13 protein-coding genes are annotated in these 14302 nt (G+C 72.2%); 4 read left to right on the top strand and 9 right to left on the bottom strand.

What is annotated here, in order from left to right:
* Positions 1 to 6 precede the first annotated feature (6 nt).
* The 9 genes from KF910_RS07795 to KF910_RS07755 form a co-directional block, all read right to left on the bottom strand.
* Positions 7 to 1212 carry an acetyl-CoA C-acetyltransferase gene (locus tag KF910_RS07795; RefSeq protein ID WP_292260203.1) on the bottom strand — a complete coding sequence of 402 codons (1206 nt, stop codon included), beginning with the start codon at positions 1210 to 1212 and terminating at the stop codon, positions 7 to 9.
* Between the two features lie 136 nt (positions 1213 to 1348).
* Complete coding sequence (locus KF910_RS07790) at positions 1349 to 1816, bottom strand: cytochrome c-type biogenesis protein CcmH (RefSeq protein ID WP_292260201.1); 468 nt, start codon at positions 1814 to 1816, stop codon at positions 1349 to 1351.
* Entirely contained in the window at positions 1813 to 3807 is a 1995-nt protein-coding gene (locus tag KF910_RS07785; RefSeq protein ID WP_292260198.1) for a heme lyase CcmF/NrfE family subunit, read from the bottom strand. Before KF910_RS07785 ends, KF910_RS07790 begins: the two co-directional genes overlap by 4 nt.
* The gene (gene ccmE / locus KF910_RS07780) at positions 3804 to 4286 is read right to left on the bottom strand and encodes a cytochrome c maturation protein CcmE (RefSeq protein WP_292260197.1); all 483 of its coding nucleotides are present in this window, start codon (positions 4284 to 4286) and stop codon (positions 3804 to 3806) included. The genes KF910_RS07785 and ccmE overlap by 4 nt, the downstream gene beginning before the upstream one ends.
* The gene (gene ccmI / locus KF910_RS07775; protein WP_292260195.1) at positions 4283 to 5092 is read right to left on the bottom strand and encodes a c-type cytochrome biogenesis protein CcmI; all 810 of its coding nucleotides are present in this window, start codon (positions 5090 to 5092) and stop codon (positions 4283 to 4285) included. Before ccmI ends, ccmE begins: the two co-directional genes overlap by 4 nt.
* A gap of 67 nt (positions 5093 to 5159) precedes the next feature.
* Complete coding sequence (locus tag KF910_RS07770) at positions 5160 to 6533, bottom strand: hypothetical protein (RefSeq protein ID WP_292260192.1); 1374 nt, start codon at positions 6531 to 6533, stop codon at positions 5160 to 5162.
* Between the two features lie 96 nt (positions 6534 to 6629).
* Entirely contained in the window at positions 6630 to 8081 is a 1452-nt protein-coding gene (locus KF910_RS07765) for a sensor histidine kinase (protein ID WP_292260190.1), read from the bottom strand.
* 4 nt (positions 8082 to 8085) lie between these two features.
* Positions 8086 to 8763, bottom strand: coding sequence for a response regulator transcription factor (locus KF910_RS07760; protein ID WP_292260187.1), 678 nt, complete (start codon positions 8761 to 8763; stop codon positions 8086 to 8088).
* Between the two features lie 4 nt (positions 8764 to 8767).
* Positions 8768 to 9109, bottom strand: a complete 342-nt coding sequence (locus KF910_RS07755) for a PepSY domain-containing protein (protein ID WP_292260184.1) — start codon at positions 9107 to 9109, stop codon at positions 8768 to 8770.
* Positions 9110 to 9393: 284 nt separating this feature from the next.
* Here KF910_RS07755 and KF910_RS07750 point away from each other — a divergent pair, with 284 nt between their 5' ends.
* The 4 genes from KF910_RS07750 (at position 9394) to KF910_RS07735 (ending at position 14301) form a co-directional block, all read left to right on the top strand.
* Entirely contained in the window at positions 9394 to 9777 is a 384-nt protein-coding gene (locus tag KF910_RS07750; protein ID WP_292260183.1) for a hypothetical protein, read from the top strand.
* A gap of 194 nt (positions 9778 to 9971) precedes the next feature.
* Positions 9972 to 10766, top strand: a complete 795-nt coding sequence (locus tag KF910_RS07745) for a SapC family protein (protein ID WP_292260182.1) — start codon at positions 9972 to 9974, stop codon at positions 10764 to 10766.
* A 95-nt stretch (positions 10767 to 10861) separates the two neighbouring features.
* The gene (gene recQ, locus KF910_RS07740) at positions 10862 to 12730 is read left to right on the top strand and encodes a DNA helicase RecQ (RefSeq protein WP_292260180.1); all 1869 of its coding nucleotides are present in this window, start codon (positions 10862 to 10864) and stop codon (positions 12728 to 12730) included.
* A gap of 83 nt (positions 12731 to 12813) precedes the next feature.
* Entirely contained in the window at positions 12814 to 14301 is a 1488-nt protein-coding gene (locus tag KF910_RS07735; protein ID WP_292260178.1) for a S41 family peptidase, read from the top strand.
* Position 14302: the final 1 nt, after the last annotated feature.

Here is a 14302-nt window from a genome sequence, read left to right as displayed (position 1 = left end):
CCCGGATCAGACGCGTTCGATGACGGTGGCGGTGCCCATGCCGCCGCCGATGCACAGGGTGACCAGGGCGGTTTCCTTGTTGGAGCGTTCCAGCTCGTCCAGCACCACGCCGGTGATCATGGCGCCGGTGGCGCCCAGGGGGTGGCCCATGGCGATGGCGCCGCCGCAGACGTTGATCTTGTCGTGCGGGATGTCCAGCGCCTGCATGTAGCGCAGGACGACGGCGGCGAAGGCCTCGTTCAGTTCATACAGGTCGATGTCGGCGGGCGTCATGCCCAGCTTGGCCAACAGCTTGTGGGTCACGAACTCCGGACCCGTCAGCATGATCGACGGCTCCGACCCGATGGAGGCGGCGCCCTTGATGCGCGCGCGCGGCTTCAGGCCCAGGGCCTTGCCGGCTTCCAGCGAGCCGATCAGCACCCCGGCCGAACCATCGACGATGCCTGAGCTGTTGCCCGGGGTGTGGACGTGATCGACCCGCGCCACCTCGGGATAGCGCTGCTGGATCACGGCGTCGAAGGCCATTTCGCCCATCATGGCGAAGGAGGGATTCAGCCCGCCTAGGGTCTGCATGTCCGTGTTCGGGCGGATGGTCTCATCGCGGTCCAGCTGGACCAGGCCCAGCTGGTTCCTGACCGGCACGACCGACTTGGCGAACCGGCCTTCTTCCCACGACCGGGCCGAGCGTTTGTGGCTTTCGACCGAATAGGCGTCCACGTCGTCGCGGGTGAAGCCCCATTTCGAGGCGATCATGTCGGCCGAGACGCCCTGGGGCACGAAATAGGTCTTGAAGGCGCTGGTCGGATCGACCGGCCAGGCGCCGCCGTCGCTGCCCATCGGCACGCGGCTCATGGCCTCGACCCCGCCGCCGACGGCGAAGTCGGCCTCGCCGGATTTCACTTTCGCGGCGGCCATGTTCACCGCTTCCAGGCCCGAGGCGCAGAAGCGGTTGACCTGGACGCCCGCCGTGGTCTGGGACCAGCCGGCGTTCAGCACGGCGGTGCGGGCGATGTCGGCGCCCTGTTCGCCCACCGGCGAGACGCAGCCCAGGATGACGTCATCGACCTTGGAAGTGTCCAACCCGTTGCGGTCGCGCAGGGCCTCCAGCACCTGGGTGGCCAGGCTCAGCGCCGTGATCTCGTGCAGGGACCCGTCGGCCTTGCCCTTGCCGCGCGGCGTGCGCACGGCGTCATAGATGTAGGCGTCGGTCATGATCTCTCCTTTGTGTCCCTAACGCTCGGCGCGCGGCGCCTCGCTGCTTGAGGGACGACGGTGCGGCTATCAGGGCGAAGGTCTGGAATCGAAACGTGGTCGTCAGAAACCCTACGTTTACGTCAACGTCAAGTATTTAGGGCGCCGCATCGTCGTTCGCCAGTCGGTCGGCCAGGGCCTTTTCCTCGTCCGATGACAGGGGTGGAGCCTCGCTGAGGGCCGACTTTCGGCCGCGTAGCAGCAGCACGGCGCCGGCGATCAGCACCAGAAGGAACGGCCCGAACCACAACAGCCATGTGCCCGCCCGCACCGGCGGCCTGAACAGGATGTAGTCGCCATAACGGTCCACCAGCCCGGCCCGGATCTGGGCGTCGGTGCGGCCGGCGGCGATCTCCTCGCGCACCAGGCGGCGCATGTCGGCGGCGACACCCGCGGGACTGTCGGCGATGGCCTCGTGCTGGCAGACGACGCAGCGGATGTCGTCGAACAGGGCCTGGGCGCGCGCCTCCTGGGCCGTATCGGCCAGCGGACGGTCGGGCGTCGGGGCGGGTTCGGCCGCCATCAGGCCCATCGCGGCCAGGCTGATCAGCAGGGCGCGCCTCATCCCGGCGTCTCGCCCGGCTTGCGGCGTGCACCGGCGCCCAGGCGGAGGCGTCGGTCCAGCAGAGATAGCAGCCCGCCCAGGGCCATCAGCAGCGGCCCCAGGAAGATCAGCCGCGCCCAGGGGTTGAAATGCATTCGCACGGCCCAGGCCGGGGCCCCGTCCTCGGACCGCCGCTCGCCCAGGGTCAGATAGACATCATCCAGTCCCCGGAAATCCAGCCCGACCTCGGTCGTGGTCTGCCCCCCGGCGGGGAAGAAACGCCGCTCGGCCGTCACCGCCCGCCCGGCCCGGCCGTCGCGGGTCCGCACCGTCAGATGCGCCTGTTCGGCCAGATAGTTCGGCCCCTCGACGATGCGGACATCGTCCAGGGTCGCCTCATAAGGCCCGGCGCTCAGCGCCTGGCCCACGGCCAGGGGGCGGGCCGCCTCGACCTTGAAGCCGGTCTCGACCACGGCCCCCAGGACGAAGACCCCAAGGCCGGCGTGGGCCAGGGCCATGCCCCAGGCGGCCAGGGGCAGGCCGCGCGCGCGGCGCAGGCTTTCATGACCCGGCGCGCGGAACAGGCGGAGGCGCTCGGCGACCTCGGCGACGGCGCCGGCGATCAGCCAGGCGCCCAGGGCGATCCCGGCGGCGGCGAAACCCTGGCGGGGCTGATGCAGGACCAAGGACAGCAGGCCGGCGCCCACGGCGACCGCTCCGGCGAGCCACAGGCGCTGGATCGCGCCCCGGGCGTCGCCGCGCTTCCAGGCCAGCAGGGGGCCGAGCGGCAGGACCAGCAGGGCGACCGCCATCAGGGGGGCGAAGGTGGCGTTGAAATAGGGCGGTCCCACCGAGATGGCCGCACCGGACGCCGCCTCCAGGATCAGGGGATAGAGGGTGCCCAGCAGCACCGTGGCCGCCGCCGCCGTCAGGAACAGGTTGTTCAGGACCAGGGCGCCCTCGCGGCTGACAGGGGCGAACAGGCCTCCGGCCTTCAGTTGGGCCGCGCGCCAGGCGTAGAGGACGAAGGCGGCGCCCGCGGTCATCCCCAGTATGGCCAGCAGCAGGCTGCCCCGCTCCGGATCGACGGCGAAGGCGTGGACCGAGGTCAGGACGCCCGACCGCACCAGGAAGGCGCCCAGCATGGAGAAGGTGAAGGCCAGCAGGGCCAGGAAGACGGTCCATCCCGCCAGGGCCCCGCGCCGCTCGGTCACCACGGCGGAATGCAGCAGGGCGGCGCCCGCCAGCCAGGGCATGAAGCTGGCGTTCTCGACCGGGTCCCAGAACCACCAGCCGCCCCAGCCCAGTTCGTAATAGGCCCAGAAGGAGCCCAGGGCGATGCCGACAGTCAGCAGGGCCCAGGAGGCGAGGGCCCAGGGCCGCACCCAGCGGCCCCAGGCGGGCCAGAAGGGGGCGTTGGCCCGACCCTCGACCAGGGCCGCCACCGCCAAGGAGAAACAGACCGAAAATCCGACATAGCCGGCGTAGAGCAGGGGCGGATGCAGGGCCAGGGCCGGGTCCTGCAGCAGGGGATTCAGCCCCGCCCCCTGCACCGGAGGACTGTCCAGCCGGACGAACGGGCTGGAGGTGAAGACGGCGAAGGCCAGGAACAGGGCCGACAGCGACCCCTGGGCCGCCACGGCCGAGGCCTTCAGCTGGAAGGGCAGGCCCCGCGCCCGCGCCAGGGCGGCCCCGAACGCCGTCATGACCAGGCACCACAGCAGCAGCGACCCCTCATGGCTGCCCCAGGCGCCGGCGACCTTGTAGAGCATCGGCTTGTCGGTGTGGCTGTTGGCCGCGACATTGGCGACCGAGAAGTCCGAGGTCACGAAGGCCCAGACCAGGGCGCCGAAGGCCAGGGCGACTGCCGCGGCCGAGGCGATGGCCGCCCCGTTCGCCGCCCCCGCCAGAACGGGACTGAGCCGGGCGCGCCCCGCCGCCGACAGGCCCGCCTGAGCCAGAGCCAGGGCCAGGGCCAGGGCCAGCAGATAGGCGCCGGTCTCGACGATCATGCGCCGGCCGCCGTCGGGGCGCCGCCCGCTTCAGGCCGCCACTCGCCCTGGGCCTTCAGCCGCTCGGCCACCTCGCGCGGCATATAGGTCTCGTCGTGCTTGGCCAGGACCTGGCGGGCGTGGAAAACGCGGTCGGCGTCGAAGGCCCCCTCCGCGACGATCCCCTGGCCCTCGCGGAACAGGTCGGGCAGGTCGCCGCGATAGATGACGGGCGTCTCGGCGGCGTTGTCGGTGACGGTGAAGGCCACCTCGCCGTCCGCCCGGCGCTGGACGCTGCCGGCCACAACCAGGCCGCCCAGGCGGATGTTGCGGCCCGCCGGCGCGGCGGCCTCGGTCACTTCGGACGGGCTGAAGAAATAGGTCACGCTGCCGCGCATGGCCCAAAGGGACAGGCCGACCGCCAGGGCCAGGACCGGCGCCACGGCCAGGAGCACGATCAGGCGCCGGCGCGCCCGGGGTGAACGGGGCAGCCAGCTCATCGCGGGGCCTGCGGCAGGCGGGAGATAAGGTCGGAGCGGCGCGGATCGGCTGGATCGAGGGCCGCGATCAGCGGGCCCCACAGGTCGCGCACCCGCGCCGCCTCTCCGCGCGACAGGGCCGCCTCGCCCAGGAAATAGCGGGCGCCCAGCTGGTCCGGATCGCGTTTCAGCGCCTCGGAGAAGGCGGCCTCGGCGTCGCCGCCGACGGCGCCCTGGTTGGCGCGCACCAGGCTTTCGCCCAGTCGCGCCCAGCTTTGGGGGTCGTCGGGTGACAGGGTCAGGACGCGGCGGAAGGCCGAGGCCGCGCCGACGGGGTCGCCTGCCTCGAACCGGGCGGCGCCCAGCATGCGCAGGGCCTCGGGATCGTCGGGCCGGTCGCGCACGGCGCGTTCGACCACGGCGGCCAGCTGGGCCGGGTCCAGGGTCTGGGGCTGGGCGGCCCAGGCCTCGACCCGACGCGCGAAGGGCTGGTCCGGCAGGCCCGGCGCGCCGGTCGCGGCGTAGAGGCCCAGGGCGGCCAGGGCGGTCGCGCCGGCGGCGGCCAGGATCCAGCGGCCGTCCAGCGGATGCGGCGCCGGCGCGCGGCCGGGCGCGGCGTTCAGGATGCGGCGTCCCGCCTCGGCGCGGGCGGCGGCCCAGGCGGCCGGGTCCAGCAGGCCGCGCGCGCGCAACCGGTCCAGGGCGGCCAGTTCGTCGCGTCCCGGCTCGACCTCGACGCCCGGCCCGGCCCCGCGCCGGGCGCCGGCCAGCATCAACAGAGCCGCCAGGGCGGTGGCCAGGCCGGTCAGGATCCAGAAGATCGTCATCGGCGAGCCTCTAGACCATTTTCGATCAGGCCGTAATCGGCCCGACGGGGAATCCGCGCCGGGCGGATCAGGCGGCGGAAGACGCGGTCGCGGCCAGAGGTTGGGGATGGGGCAGGGGATGGGGCTGGCAGGCGCCCGCCGCCGCGACGCGACGCCGCACCGCGCGGGCGGCGTCGGCCCGCTCGATCCGCGCCAGGAAGTCCGCCGCCAGCTCGACCCGGGTCAGGGCGCGGTCTTCGTCCGGCGCCAGGCCGGCGTTGATCAGCTCCAGGGCGCTGTCGGCATAGGTCATCAGCCGCTCGTCCAGCGCCGCCAGCAGGCGGGTGCGCGCCGCCTCGCAGGCGAAGACCGCCGCCGGCCGCCGGATCGCCGCGACCAGGGACATCAGGATGCGGGCGCGGTCGACCGCCGCGCGGTCCTCAGGCGCGTCGAAGGCCGGGAGCTCGCGCGTCATCCGGCCAATGGTCTGGATCCGCTCCATCGGCAGGACCTCGTCCACGGCCCGTTCGGCCTCGTTCAGCCGCCGCTCCAGCCGCGCGGCCACGGAATCGCGCAGGGCGCGGATGCGCCGGCCCCAGCGACTGTCGGGCCGGATCTGAAGCGTCAGGTCGATTTCCCCCAAGACGCCGGCGCACCAGGCCAGGTCGGCCGAGACCGCCGCCAGGGCCTCGGCCCCGTCCGATGGCTGGAAGGCCGACAGCCGCGCGGCCCGCGCCTCCATGGCGTCCACCAGCCGTTCGACGAAGACGCCCATTTCGGATTCGCTGAGAAAGGCCTCGCGTCCGGCGGCGCCCGAGGTCTGGACCAGGATCCGCAGAATGCGGGCCGCGTCGTCCAGATGGGCGAAGAAGATCTCGATCAGGCGGATGGCGCCGTCGGGCGACTGTTCGGCCGCGTCGCGGACCATGACGCGCAGCTCCGCCGCCTGTTCGCCATCCGGGCGGTCGGTCCAGGCGGCCAGACTGGACAGGCCCCGCCGCACGGTCGGGGCCAGGTCGAAACAGCGGGCCAGCTCTTCCAGGTCGCCGCCGGCCGCCGCCTCGGCGATTCCGCCGCCGCCCCGGCGGATCGCCCCCGCCGCCAGCAGGCACAGCCGGTCGCCCAGAGCGGGCAGGTCGTCGTCCTCGTCGTCCAGCCGGGCCAGCAGGTCGGGCTGTTCGGCCGCCGCGGCCGCGCGCCAGATCGGGCCCAGCAGGGCCGGGGGGAAGCCGAGGCCGGGCACGCCGTCGCGGCGCGGACGGAACAGGGGCAGGATGGGCGCCAGGGCCAGTCGGCGACGGCGGCGGTCGCGGCCTTCGTCCCGGATCATGGCCGCGAAACCGGCCGCGCGCGCCCCGGGCAGGGCGCCGACCGCGCGTTCCAGCCGACCCAGGGCGGCGTCGTCGCACGCGTCCAGGATACGGGCCAGGGCCTGGCGATGGGCGGCCGACAGCTCGGTCACGCGAAGCTCCCAGTCACGCCATGGCCGGGCGTGCGCGGATGTAGGGACGGCCATTGCGCCACAACAGGGTTAATGCCGCGTTGGCGTCGGCCCGCGTCAGGCCTCGGCGGCGGGCAGCTCCAGCATGGCCTTAAGCCCGCCCAGATCGCTCTCGGCCAGGGTCAACCGGCCGCCATAGGCCCGCACCAGTTCGTCGACGATCGAAAGGCCCAGGCCCGAGCCGGGGGCGGATTCGTCCAGCCGGGCGCCGCGTTTCAGCACCGTCTCGCGCTGGTCGACGGGCAGGCCCGGACCGTCGTCCTCGACCACGGCGATCAGTAGGCCCGGCGCCCCCGGCCCGGCCGAGACCCGCACCCGGCGCCGCGACCATTTACAGGCGTTCTCGATCAGATTGCCCAGGATTTCCTGCAGATCCTGCCGCTCGCCCAGGAAGCCCAGGCTGTCGGGGGCGCGCCAGTCGATCTCGACCCCCTTGGTCTCGAACACCCGCTCCAGCATCACGGCCAGTTCGTCGATGACGTCGGCCACCGGGGTGCGTTCGCCCAGGCCGTGGGCGGCGCGGGCGGCGGCGCGGGCGCGGCGCAGGTGGTGATCGACCTGGGCCTGCATCACCCCGGTCTGGCGCCGGACCATCTCGGGCAGGGCCCCTTCCGCCGTTCCCGCCTCGGCCAGCATGACCGAAATCGGGGTCTTCAGGGCGTGGGCCAGGTTGCCGACGTGGGTGCGCTGGCGCTCCACCACTTCCTGATTGTGGTCCAGGAGCCGGTTGACCTGTTCGGCCAGGGGCTGGATCTCGACCGGATAGGCGCGCTCGATCCGGGCCTTGCGGCCCTTGCGCACGGCGGCGATCTCGTTGCGCAGGCCGTAGAGGGGGCTGAGGCCGATCTGGACCTGAAGCAGGACGGCGGTCACCAGGCCCGCGCCCAGAAGCAGCAGGGCCAGCCAGGTGACGGTGGCGAACTGGCGGGTGTCGGCGTCGACATCCGACCGGTCCAGCCCCGCCAGGAAGACCACCGGCCCGGCCCGGCCCGGCAGCTGTTTCATCGAGGCGGCGACCCGCAGGGGCTCTCCGGCCGGTCCGACGGCGTTGTAGGTGATGGTCTGGCCGATGGCGTCGACCAGCCGGGGGGGCAGGTCGGCCGGGACCGGCAGTTCGGCGTCCCACAGCGACCGCGACCGGGCCAGGATCCTCAGATGGTCGCCGGCCGCCGGCTCGGCCACGCCCCAGTATTTGCCGGAATAGATGTTCAGGGTGCGCTGATCCAGGATCGCGCCGACCGTCACCCCCTTGGCCGTGGCCGAGGTCGCCAGCACGACCTGGTCGATGGTCTCGTTCAGCGAGGCGCCCAGCCGGCGAAGGGCCGATTCCTGGAACAGGGAGGTCAGGACGAAGCCGGTCACCACCAGGGCGATCAGGATCCAGCCCGAGGCCAGCCAGATCAGACGCCGGGTCAGGGACCGCCCCGGCCGCCGGAACCATCCACCCCAGGCGCGAAGCCGGCCCAGCCGCACGGGCCGGGCGACGTCCGGGGGCGGGGCCTCGGTCACCGGTTCACGCGTCGGTTTCGCCCGCCAGGGGCGCCAGCCGATAGCCCAGGCCGCGCACCGTCTCGATACGGTCGGGCCCGATCTTCTTGCGGAGTCGGCCGACGAACACCTCGATGGTGTTGGAATCGCGATCGAAGTCCTGATCATACAGGTGTTCGACCAGTTCCGTGCGGCTGATGACCCGGCCCTGGTGCATCATCAGATAGTGCAGCAGCCGGTATTCCAGACTGGTCAGGCGCAGGGGCTCGCCGTTGACGCTGGCGCGGGCGGCGCGCGGATCCAGCCTCAGCCCGCCGCAGGCCAGGGTGGCCGCCGCATGACCGGCCGAGCGGCGCAGCAGGGCGCGCAGCCGGGCCAGAAGCTCCTCGGTATGGAAAGGCTTGGTCAGATAGTCGTCGGCCCCGGCGTCGAAGCCCGACACCTTGTCCGACCAGGCGCCGCGCGCGGTCAGGATCAGGACTGGGGTGGTCTTGCCCTCGCGGCGCCAGCGCTCCAGCACCGAGACCCCGTCGATCTTGGGCAGGCCCAGATCCAGGACGATGACGTCATAGGGTTCGGTGTCGCCCAGGAAATGCGCCTCCTCGCCGTCGGCGGCGTGGTCGACGGCGTATCCGGCATCGGACAGGGCGCCCTTCAGCTGGCGCGACAGATCGGCGTCGTCCTCGACAAGCAGCACGCGCATGGATTCAACGTTCCCCGATGACGGCGCCGGTGCGGCCGTCGACCATGATGTCGGCCACGCGGCCGCCCGGATATTCCCAACGGATCACATAGACCAGCCGCCCGCCGCTCTGGCGTTCGGACACGCCCAGCATCCGGCCCTGGCGGCCGGAGGACACCCGCCGGACCACTTCGCGCAGGTCCACGCGCTGGCCCTCGCGGCGCTCGTCGCGGGCCTCGTCCTGGCGCAGAGAGCCGGCGAAGGGCGAGCGCACCTGGGCTGTCGCCGCCGGGGCGAGGGCGGCGCCGAGGGCCGCCGCCATCAGGGCGGCCTGCGCGGTGCGGGACAGGATGCGGTTGCGGAACATGGTCGCCGATCTAGGCCTCTTCCGCTGAACAGCGGCTGAACGGCCAGTTTAGGCGTCTTTGGCGTCCAGACCAGAGGCGCGGCGCTTATTATGACCGGCGCGGGGGTGGTCTTCAGGCCCATTACGCCGCGCCGCCAGTGAGAGGCCCGCCGCGCCGGGCCGCAAGATGAACCCCGCCTGACCCGCGCCGTTCAGATCGGGCTCAGCCCCGGGCTGTTTCACTGTCTCCATCGCAGCCGGCCTTTCCCCTGGGCCGGAGGCGGTCCGAACCAAGGAGACGACCGATGAAAAAGACCTTTCTGATCCCCGCCCTCGTCGTGGCCGCGGCCTCCGTCGCCGTTCCGGCCGCCGCCCAGTCCTACGGTCACGGCCCGGCGCGCGGCCCGGCCGCCAGCCATTCCGGCCCCGGTTACGGCGCCTGGCAGCCGATCAACCAGCGCCAGCGCGCTCTGAACGCCCGCATCGACATGGGCGTGCGCGCCGGCCAGATCAGCCGCCGCGAGGCCGTCCGCCTGCGGTCGGAGTTCAACCAGATCGTGCGGCTGGAAGCCCAGTACCGCCGTGGCGGCCTGACCGCCTGGGAACGGGCCGACCTGGACCGCCGCATGGACCGGCTGTCGGCCCAGATCCGCTCCGAGTCGCGCGACCGCAACGGCCGCCGCTACTGAGTAGGAGCGATGTGACGGCGCCCCGTCCCTCCCCTTGCAGGGGCGCCTGATCGAGAGACGCGATCCGAAAGGGTCGCGTCTCTTTTTCATCGTGAGGGGGCGCCGCGCCCGCCCGAGGGGCGAGCGGGTTTGCGGCGGAGGCGGGGTTGGGCTAGAAGGCCCGCCTTTCCCGTTTCAAGAGCCTCGCCTCTCCCATGACCGACACCACCCAAGCGACCGGCCAGATGACCGGCAGCGTCCTGTTCTACAACCAGCCCGAGCCCCTGAACCTGGAGCAGCACGGCAAGCTGGGGGTCAATCCCAGCGACCAGCCGTTCGGCTTTGTCGGCGCCTCGAACCTGGTGCCGGTGACGGTCACCGAATTCGCCCCGGCGGCCCTGTCCTATCCGGTCATCTTCGTCGGCGAGACCCAGAAGCAGCCGGCCGCGGTCATGGGCCTGCGCACGGCCGAGAATTTCTACGTCGAGGCCGACGGCCGCTTCCGTCCGGACGCCTACATCCCGGCCTATGTGCGCCGCTATCCGTTCGTCTTCGCCAATGACGAGGCCCAGGACCGCCTGATCCTGTGCATCGACCGGTCGGCGCCCTTCCTGACGGAAGGCGGGGAAATGCCCCTGTTCGTCGATGGCCAGCCCAGCGACTACACCAAGCAGGCGATGGAATTCTGCAACAATTTCGAGCAGGAGCGCCAGCGCACCGAGAGCTTCGTCAAACTGCTGACCGAACTGGATCTGTTCGAGAAGCGTGAAGCCAACTTCACCCCGCGCAACCCCGACGGTTCGGCCGGAACGCCGCAGAAGCTGGCCGACTATTTCGCCGTCTCGGAAGAGAAGCTGAAGGCCCTGCCGGCCGACAAGCTGACGCAACTGCGCGACAATGGCGCCCTGGGCCAGATCTACGCCCACCTGGTGTCGCTGCTGGGCTGGGACCGACTGATCGCCCTGGCCTTCAGCCGCGCCGCCGAGACACCGCAGGCCGCAAACGCCTGATCGGACGCCAGGTCCGCGAACAAGCGCCCCGTCGGTCTCCGGCGGGGCGTTTTTCGTTCCGTGACATCGCGGAACGAATGGGGCACGAACGCCCCATGCCCGCCGACTCGCTGACCGTTCCGCCCGCCGCCGCCGACCTGGGCGCAGCGCGCGACCTGCTGCGGCGGGTCTGGGGCCATGGCGACTTCCGTGGCCTGCAGCCGGGCGTGATCGCCCAGGCCCTGGCCGGACGCGACGTCCTGGCCGTCCTGCCCACCGGCGGGGGCAAGAGCGTCTGCTATCAGATTCCCGCCCTGCTGCGCCCTGGCCTGGGGCTGGTGGTCTCGCCCCTGATCGCCCTGATGACCGACCAGGTCGAGGCGCTGAAACAGCAGGGGGTTCGCGCCGCCCGGCTGGATTCGGGTCTGTCGATGGACGACCGCGCCGCCGTTTGGCGCGCCGCGCGGGCGGGTGAACTGGACCTGCTCTATGTCTCGCCCGAGGGTCTGGCCCAGCCTCACACCCAGGACCGGCTGGGCGAACTGCCCCTGTCGCTGATCGCCATCGACGAGGCCCACTGCGTGTCCCAGTGGGGCCACGACTTCCGGCCGGACTACCGCACCCTGGGACGGCTGGCCGAACTCTTCCCCGGCACGCCGCGCATGGCGGTGACGGCGACCGCCGACCAGCGGACGCGCGACGACATCCTGGCCTCCCTGCGCCTGAACGACGCCCAGGTCTTCGTCGACAGCTTCGCCCGGCCGAACCTGCAGCTTTCCGCCATCGCGAAGGAGAGCGCCTCGCGCGCCCGCACCGACGCCGCCGTGGTCGATCTGGTGCGCGAGCGCCGGGGCAAGTCCGGCGTTGTCTATTGCGGCAGCCGCGACGGCTGCGAGCGGGTCGCCCAGGCGTTGCGCGACGCCGGGATCAACGCCATCGCCTATCACGCCGGTATGGACGCCGGCGAACGGGACCGCCGCCTGGAACGGTTCCTGGCCGAGGACGCCGCCGTCATGGTGGCCACCATCGCCTTCGGCATGGGGGTGGACAAGCCCGACGTCCGCTTCGTCATCCATGCCGATCCGCCCGGCTCGCTGGAGGCCTATTGGCAGGAGATCGGCCGCGCCGGGCGTGACGGCGATCCGGCCGAGGGGATCACCCTGTACGGCCCGTCCGACATCGCCTGGACCCTGCGCCGGCTGGAGGGGCGGCCGATGGACGAGGCGGTCAAGGCGGCCCAGGTCAGGAAGGCGCGCCAGCTGTTCGCCATGCTGGACGGCGCGGTCTGCCGGCCCCAGGCCGTGCGCCGCTATTTCGGCGAGACGGACGCGGCGCCCTGCGGGGTCTGCGACATCTGCGGCGATCCGCCGGTTCTGGACGAGGTGACGGTGCCCGCCCAGAAGGCCCTGGCGGCGGTCCAGAGGCTGGGCGAACGGTTTGGCCGGGGCCGGGTGATCGACCATCTGACCGGCCGCACCAAGGACGCCCAGCCGTGGGAGACGGCCCTGTCGACCTGGGGCGTGGGCGCCGAACTGAGCCTGAACGCCTGGCGCGCGGTGATCGACCATCTGATGTTCGAGGGGCTGCTGGTCGAGGATCCGAACGAGGGTAAGCCGGTGCTGAGGCTGGGCGACCCGGCCATGGTGCGGGCCGTCTATCGTGGCGAACGCGCCATCGCCGTGCGTCGCGCGCCGGAGCGGGCGCGTCCCGAACGGCCCCGCCGCAACGCCGGGCGCAACCTGGCGGCCGAGGCCCTGGACGGGCCGACGCGGGCGCGCTTCGACGCCCTGCGCGCCTGGCGCCGCGAACGGGCGGCCGAACAGCATGTGCCGCCCTATGTCATCTTCCAGGACCGCACCCTGCTGGAGATCGCCGCGATCCGGCCGCGCGACCTGGACGCCCTGGCGGGGATCTCCGGCGTGGGGACGGGCAAGCTGGACCGCTATGGCGCGGCCGTCCTGGCGGTCCTGGCCCAGGCGGACTGACGCCGCTTCAGGATGACCGATCCTTAAATTGGCGGCCGCCGGCCGGTCGCCTATAGGCGGACAAACAGCGTTATGGAAGTCTCATGAGGCCCTTTCTCCTCGTGACGGCGGCGGTCCTGGCCGCCTCGACCGCCCTGCCGGCCCTGGCCCAGTCCGCTCCGGCCCTGACCGAGCCGCGCGACTGGGGCGCGACCCTGGCGGCGGACGCCCGCGCCCTGCATGACATCATGGCCGACAGCCATCCGGGCAGTTTCGATCCCCTGAACCCCGAGTTCCGCCCGCGGCTGGATCGCGGCCTGGACGAGGCGCTGGAGCGGGCGCGGACGGCGGATTCCGTGGGCGGCTGGTGGTGGGCCCTGCGCGCCTATGTCGCCGGGTTCGAGGACGGCCACGTCCAGATCGGGCTGAAGGACCAGACCTATGGCTTCCCGACCCGCTGGCCGGGCTTCCTGACCGTCTATCGCGGCGCCGACCAGGTGGTGGCCGACCGCGACGCGGCCGACCTCTCCGCCCCGCCCCTGGGGGCCCGTCTGATCGACTGCGACGGGGTCGGGGCCGAGACCCTGGCCGCCGATCGGGTGGGCCGGTTCCAGGGCCGCTGGTTCCTGGAGGCCCAGCGCGCGCGCCACGGCGACAGCCTGTTCCTGAACCCCTCCAATCCCTGGATCGGCGAGATGCGCCAGTGCCGGTTCGAGGTTGAAGGCCAGGCGCGGGCCTATGACCTGGCCTGGCGGGCGGCGCCGGACGATCTGCGGACGCGGCGAGCGCGCCTGGGCCAGCGCGCCGCGACCGACTTCGCCATGACCCGGCTGCAGGACGGCGGGGTCTGGATCTCCGCCCCTTCGTTCAACGGTGATCCGGCGGCGAGGCCTCACGCCCGGCTGACGGCGATCATCGGCCAGATGACCGACGACCAGGACGGCCTGCGGGCGGCGCCCTATGTGGTGTTCGACCTGCGCGGCAACGGCGGGGGGTCTTCGCACTGGAGCGTCGAGATGGCGCGCGCCCTGTGGGGCCAGGCCTGGATCGACGCCCACCCCGAGCCCGGCTCCGACGCCGTGGACTGGCGCACCTCGGACGACAATTTGAAGGCGATCGAGGAGTTCCGCGATTCCCAGAGGGACGGCGGCGATCCCGAGCTTCTGGCCTGGGCCCAGAACGCGGTCGACGGCATGACGGCGGCCCGGGCCGAGGGCCGGCCCTACTGGCGCCAGCAGAACGACGAGGCTGCGCCGGCGGCTGCGCCCGTCGCGGCGACCGACCCCCTGGCTGGCCCGGTCTATGTGCTGACCGACGCAGGCTGCGCCTCGGCTTGCCTGGATGCGGTCGATCTGTGGAAGAGCCTGGGCGCGGTGCAGATCGGGCGCGAGACCTCGGCCGACACCGTCTATATGGAAATCCGCGGCGACGAACTGCCCTCGGGCCTGGCCCGGATCGGGGTCCCCATGAAGGTCTATCGCGGCCGCCCGCGCGGCAACAACGAGCCGCAGCGTCCGACCCACCTGTATGACGGCGACATGGCGGACGACGCGGCCCTTCAGGCCTTCGTCCGGGACCTGGCGGCGGATTGAG

Source organism: Brevundimonas sp. (genome assembly GCF_019636155.1).
GTDB lineage: Bacteria > Pseudomonadota > Alphaproteobacteria > Caulobacterales > Caulobacteraceae > Brevundimonas.
This window is presented reverse-complemented; position numbering and strand designations above follow the sequence as displayed.

What these genes read in the sequence shown, in the direction of transcription:
- KF910_RS07755 (WP_292260184.1), bottom strand. Translation starts at nt 9,109, where the DNA reads ATGTTCCGCAACCGCATCCTGTCCCGCACCGCGCAGGCCGCCCTGATG.
- recQ (WP_292260180.1), top strand. Translation starts at nt 10,862, where the DNA reads ATGCCCGCCGACTCGCTGACCGTTCCGCCCGCCGCCGCCGACCTGGGC.
- KF910_RS07750 (WP_292260183.1), top strand. Translation starts at nt 9,394, where the DNA reads ATGAAAAAGACCTTTCTGATCCCCGCCCTCGTCGTGGCCGCGGCCTCC.
- KF910_RS07790 (WP_292260201.1), bottom strand. Translation starts at nt 1,816, where the DNA reads ATGAGGCGCGCCCTGCTGATCAGCCTGGCCGCGATGGGCCTGATGGCG.
- KF910_RS07795 (WP_292260203.1), bottom strand. Translation starts at nt 1,212, where the DNA reads ATGACCGACGCCTACATCTATGACGCCGTGCGCACGCCGCGCGGCAAG.
- KF910_RS07760 (WP_292260187.1), bottom strand. Translation starts at nt 8,763, where the DNA reads ATGCGCGTGCTGCTTGTCGAGGACGACGCCGATCTGTCGCGCCAGCTG.
- KF910_RS07745 (WP_292260182.1), top strand. Translation starts at nt 9,972, where the DNA reads ATGACCGACACCACCCAAGCGACCGGCCAGATGACCGGCAGCGTCCTG.
- KF910_RS07785 (WP_292260198.1), bottom strand. Translation starts at nt 3,807, where the DNA reads ATGATCGTCGAGACCGGCGCCTATCTGCTGGCCCTGGCCCTGGCCCTG.
- KF910_RS07735 (WP_292260178.1), top strand. Translation starts at nt 12,814, where the DNA reads ATGAGGCCCTTTCTCCTCGTGACGGCGGCGGTCCTGGCCGCCTCGACC.
- ccmI (WP_292260195.1), bottom strand. Translation starts at nt 5,092, where the DNA reads ATGACGATCTTCTGGATCCTGACCGGCCTGGCCACCGCCCTGGCGGCT.
- ccmE (WP_292260197.1), bottom strand. Translation starts at nt 4,286, where the DNA reads ATGAGCTGGCTGCCCCGTTCACCCCGGGCGCGCCGGCGCCTGATCGTG.